This is a genomic window from Methylibium sp. T29 (assembly GCF_000576205.1).
Lineage (GTDB): Bacteria > Pseudomonadota > Gammaproteobacteria > Burkholderiales > Burkholderiaceae_C > Methylibium > Methylibium petroleiphilum.
Genome location: NZ_AZND01000290.1, coordinates 1 through 3,864 on the forward strand (window position 1 = coordinate 1; position 3,864 = coordinate 3,864).

The following is a 3,864-nucleotide window of genomic DNA, read 5'->3' on the forward strand; positions in this document are numbered from 1 at the left end:
GCCCGCGCGACGCCGCGCCGGCGCTGCCGCGCTGCTGGCGTTGCACGCTGGCGCCGTCGGCCAGATGGGCGTCGCACCACAGATCGAAGCTGCGTTTGCCGTGGGTGGGAATCGGGGCGGCGCGACCGCTCCTGGCGGTGGACTTGCGGGCCATGGTGTCTCCAGGGAGCGCGTGAACCGCGCTTCATGCGCCGATGTAGCTTCGGCCGCGCAGCCCGTCAATCCTGCGAAGCCTCGGACCGGGGGCGGGCCTCGTGCGGCCCCCGTCACCTTCGCTCCCTAGAATCGCGCTTCGCTCAACAACGGATCTGCCAAGGCAGCACGAACATGTTCGATCAAGAGGATGAAGGCACGCGCATCGGCGTCTGGACGGCCCTGGCCGTGGTGTTCCTGGTGGTGGCCGGCCTGATCGGCGGCCTCGCGATCCGGGCGATGAACGCCGCTGCGGGCGGTGATGGAGCGCAGGCCGTGGCGGGCACCGAGACGCTGGCCTTCGTCGACGGTCCGCTCGAGGGCGAGGTGGTCGGTACGGTCTACTTCGCGGTCGGCCAGGCCGTGCTGCCGGACGGCGCGCTGGTGGCGCTGGACAAGGCGATCCAGGCCGTGAAGGACGCGCCTCAGCAGCGCGTCGTGCTGTCGGGCTTTCATGACGCCAGCGGTGCTGCGGCTCTGAACGCCGAACTCGCCAAGGCGCGCGCGAAGGCCGTGCGTGCGGCGCTGGTGGCCGAGGGCGTGGACGCGGCGCGCATCGCGCTGCGCAAGCCCGACGTGACGCTGGGCGACGGCGCCGCGCCGGAAGCGCGTCGCGTGGAGATCCGGCTGGTGGAGTGATTCTCGCGAGACCCTCTCCCACGTGCGGGGGAGAGGGCGGGACACCGAGGGCTATTCGCCCAGCAGCGGCCGCAGGTAGCGCCCGGTGTGGCTCGCCGGATTGGCGGCCACGTCCTCGGGCGTGCCCACCGCCACCACCTGGCCGCCGCCGGCGCCGCCTTCGGGACCCATGTCGATCAGCCAGTCGGCGGTCTTGATGACGTCGAGGTTGTGCTCGATCACGACGATGGTGTTGCCGGCGTCGCGCAGCTGGTGCAGCACCTTCAGCAGCAGGTCGATGTCGGCGAAGTGCAGGCCGGTGGTCGGCTCGTCGAGGATGTAGAGCGTGCGGCCGGTGTCGCGCTTGCTCAGCTCGAGCGCGAGCTTGACCCGCTGCGCCTCGCCGCCCGACAGCGTCGTGGCGCTCTGCCCCAGTGTGATGTAGCCCAAGCCCACGTCGAGCAGCGTCTGCAGCTTGCGCGCGATGCTCGGCACGGCGCTGAAGTAGGCGTGGGCGTCCTCCACCGTGAGGTTCAGCACCTCGGTGATGTTCCTGCCCTTGTAGAGCACCTCGAGCGTCTCGCGGTTGTAGCGCTTGCCATGGCAGACGTCGCAGGGCACGTAGACGTCGGGCAGGAAGTGCATCTCGACCTTCAGCACGCCGTCGCCCTGGCAGGCCTCGCAGCGCCCGCCGGCCACGTTGAACGAGAAGCGGCCCGGTCCGTAGCCGCGCTCGCGCGCCGCCGGCACCTCGGCGAACAGCTCGCGGATCGGCGTGAACAGGCCGGTGTAGGTCGCCGGGTTGGAGCGCGGCGTGCGGCCGATCGGGCTCTGGTCGACGTTGATCACCTTGTCGAAGTGCTCGATGCCGTCGATCTCGTCATGCGGCGCCGGGTCGAGATGGCTCTGGTAGAGCTTGCGCGCCACCGCCGCGTACAGCGTGTCGTTGACCAGCGTGCTCTTGCCGGAACCCGACACGCCGGTCACGCAGGTCAGCAGGCCGACCGGGATCTCGACGCTCACGCCCTTGAGGTTGTTGCCGCGCGCGCCGGCGATGCGCAGCGCGGTGATCGCACCGCGTTCGGCCCAGGCCCGCTGGCCGGGCGTGGGTTCATTCTTGCCGGCCTTGCGCGGCGGCAGGCCGGCCGCGGCGACAGCGTCGATGTGCGGCGTGGCGTCGCTGCGCCACGGCGTGCGCTGCCGCGGCACCGCGATGCGCAGCGCGCGGCCGAGGTACTGGCCGGTCAGCGATTCGGGCGCCGCGCATACGTCCGCGAAGCACCCTGCGCGATCACGCGGCCGCCGTGCACGCCGGCGCCCGGGCCCATGTCGATCACGTGGTCGGCGGCGCGGATCATGTCCTCGTCGTGTTCCACCACCAGCACGCTGTTGCCGATGTCGCGCAGGTGCTTCAGCGTCGCGATCAGCCGGTCGTTGTCGCGCTGGTGCAGGCCGATGCTGGGCTCGTCGAGCACGTACATCACGCCGGTCAGGCCGGAGCCGATCTGGCTGGCCAGGCGGATGCGCTGCGCCTCGCCGCCCGACAGCGTGTCGGCGCTGCGGTCCAGGCTCAGGTAGTTGAGCCCCACGTCGTTCAGGAACTTGAGCCGCGACGAGATCTCGCGCACCACCTTGTCGGCGATCTCCGCCTTCGCGCCCTGCAGCCGCAGCCCGTCGAACACCTGCTGCGCCTCGCGCAGCGTCGCGTGCGCGATCTCGTAGATCGGCCGCGCCGTGCCGCTCGCCACGTCGACCAGCTTCACGTGGCGCGCCTCGCGCCGCAGCCGCGTGCCGTGGCAGTCGGGGCAGGGCTTGGCGGCCTGGTAGCGCGCCAGGTCCTCGCGCACCGCGACCGAGTCGGTCTCGCGGTAGCGTCGCTCGAAGCTAGGATGATCCCTTCGAAGGGATGCGAGCGCTTCACGCTGCGCTTCTTGCCGCTCGCGGCCTCGCTGGCGTAGACGAAGGCGATCTCGGTCTCGCCCGAGCCGTGCAGCAGCACCTGCCGGTGCTCGGGCGCGAGCTGCTCGAACGGCGTGTCGGTGTCGAAGCCGTAGTGCCGCGCCACGCTCTCCAGCATCGAGTGCGTGTAGGCATTGCGCCGGTCCCAGCCCTTGATCGCGCCGCTGGCGAGGCTGAGCGACGGGAAGGCGACCACGCGCTCCGGGTCGAACACCGTCACCTCGCCGAGCCCGTCGCAGCTCGGGCAGGCGCCCGCCGGCGAGTTGAACGAGAACAGCCGCGGCTCCAGCTCGGCCAGCGAGTAGCTGCAGATCGGGCAGGCGAACTTCGCGGAGAACAGGTGTTCCTGGCCGGAATCCATTTCCCACGCGATCGCGCGGCCGTCGGCGAAACGCAGCGCGGCCTCGAAGCTCTCGGCCAGGCGCTGTCCCATCTCGGGCCGCACCTTGAGCCGGTCGATCACCACGTCGATGTCGTGCTTCTCGTTCTTCTTCAGCTTGGGCAGGTCGGTGATCTCGTGCACCGCACCGTCGATGCGGAAACGCACGTAGCCACGCGCCTGCATGTCCTCGAACAGCTCGCCGTGCTCGCCCTTGCGCTCGCGCAGCACCGGCGCCAGGATCATCAGCGCGTGTCCTCGGGCAGCGCCAGCACCGCGTCGACCATTTGGCTCACGCTCTGGGCCTGCAGCGGCAGTTCGTGGTCGGGGCAGAACGGCGTGCCGGCGCGGGCGTACAGCAGGCGCAGGTAGTCGTGAATCTCGGTGACGGTGCCGACGGTCGAGCGCGGGTTGTGCGAAGTGGCCTTCTGCTCGATGCTGATCGCCGGCGACAGGCCCTCGATCACGTCGACGTCGGGCTTGTCCATCAACTGCAGGAACTGCCGCGCATAGGCGCTGAGGCTCTCGACGTAGCGGCGCTGGCCCTCGGCGTACAGCGTGTCGAAGGCCAGGCTCGACTTGCCCGAACCCGACAGCCCGGTGATCACCACCAGCTGCAGGCGCGGGATGTCGAGGTCGATGTTCTTCAGGTTGTGGGTGCGCGCGCCGCGCACGCGGATCGTCGCGGCGGGCTCGGCGGCCGGCAGGCGGCGCGG

At 70.6% G+C, this 3,864-nt stretch carries 1 protein-coding gene and 1 pseudogene; one reads left to right on the forward strand and one right to left on the reverse strand.

Annotated features, from left to right (window positions below; genetic code table 11):
* The first annotated feature begins 327 nt into the window (after positions 1–327).
* Positions 328–831: an OmpA family protein gene (locus x551_RS19570; RefSeq protein ID WP_036235694.1), complete on the forward strand. Its 504-nt coding sequence runs from the start codon at positions 328–330 to the stop codon at positions 829–831.
* A gap of 51 nt (positions 832–882) precedes the next feature.
* Here x551_RS19570 and uvrA read toward each other — a convergent pair.
* A pseudogene (gene uvrA, locus x551_RS19575) lies at positions 883–3,855 on the reverse strand (excinuclease ABC subunit UvrA).
* Between the last annotated feature and the right edge of the window lie 9 nt (positions 3,856–3,864).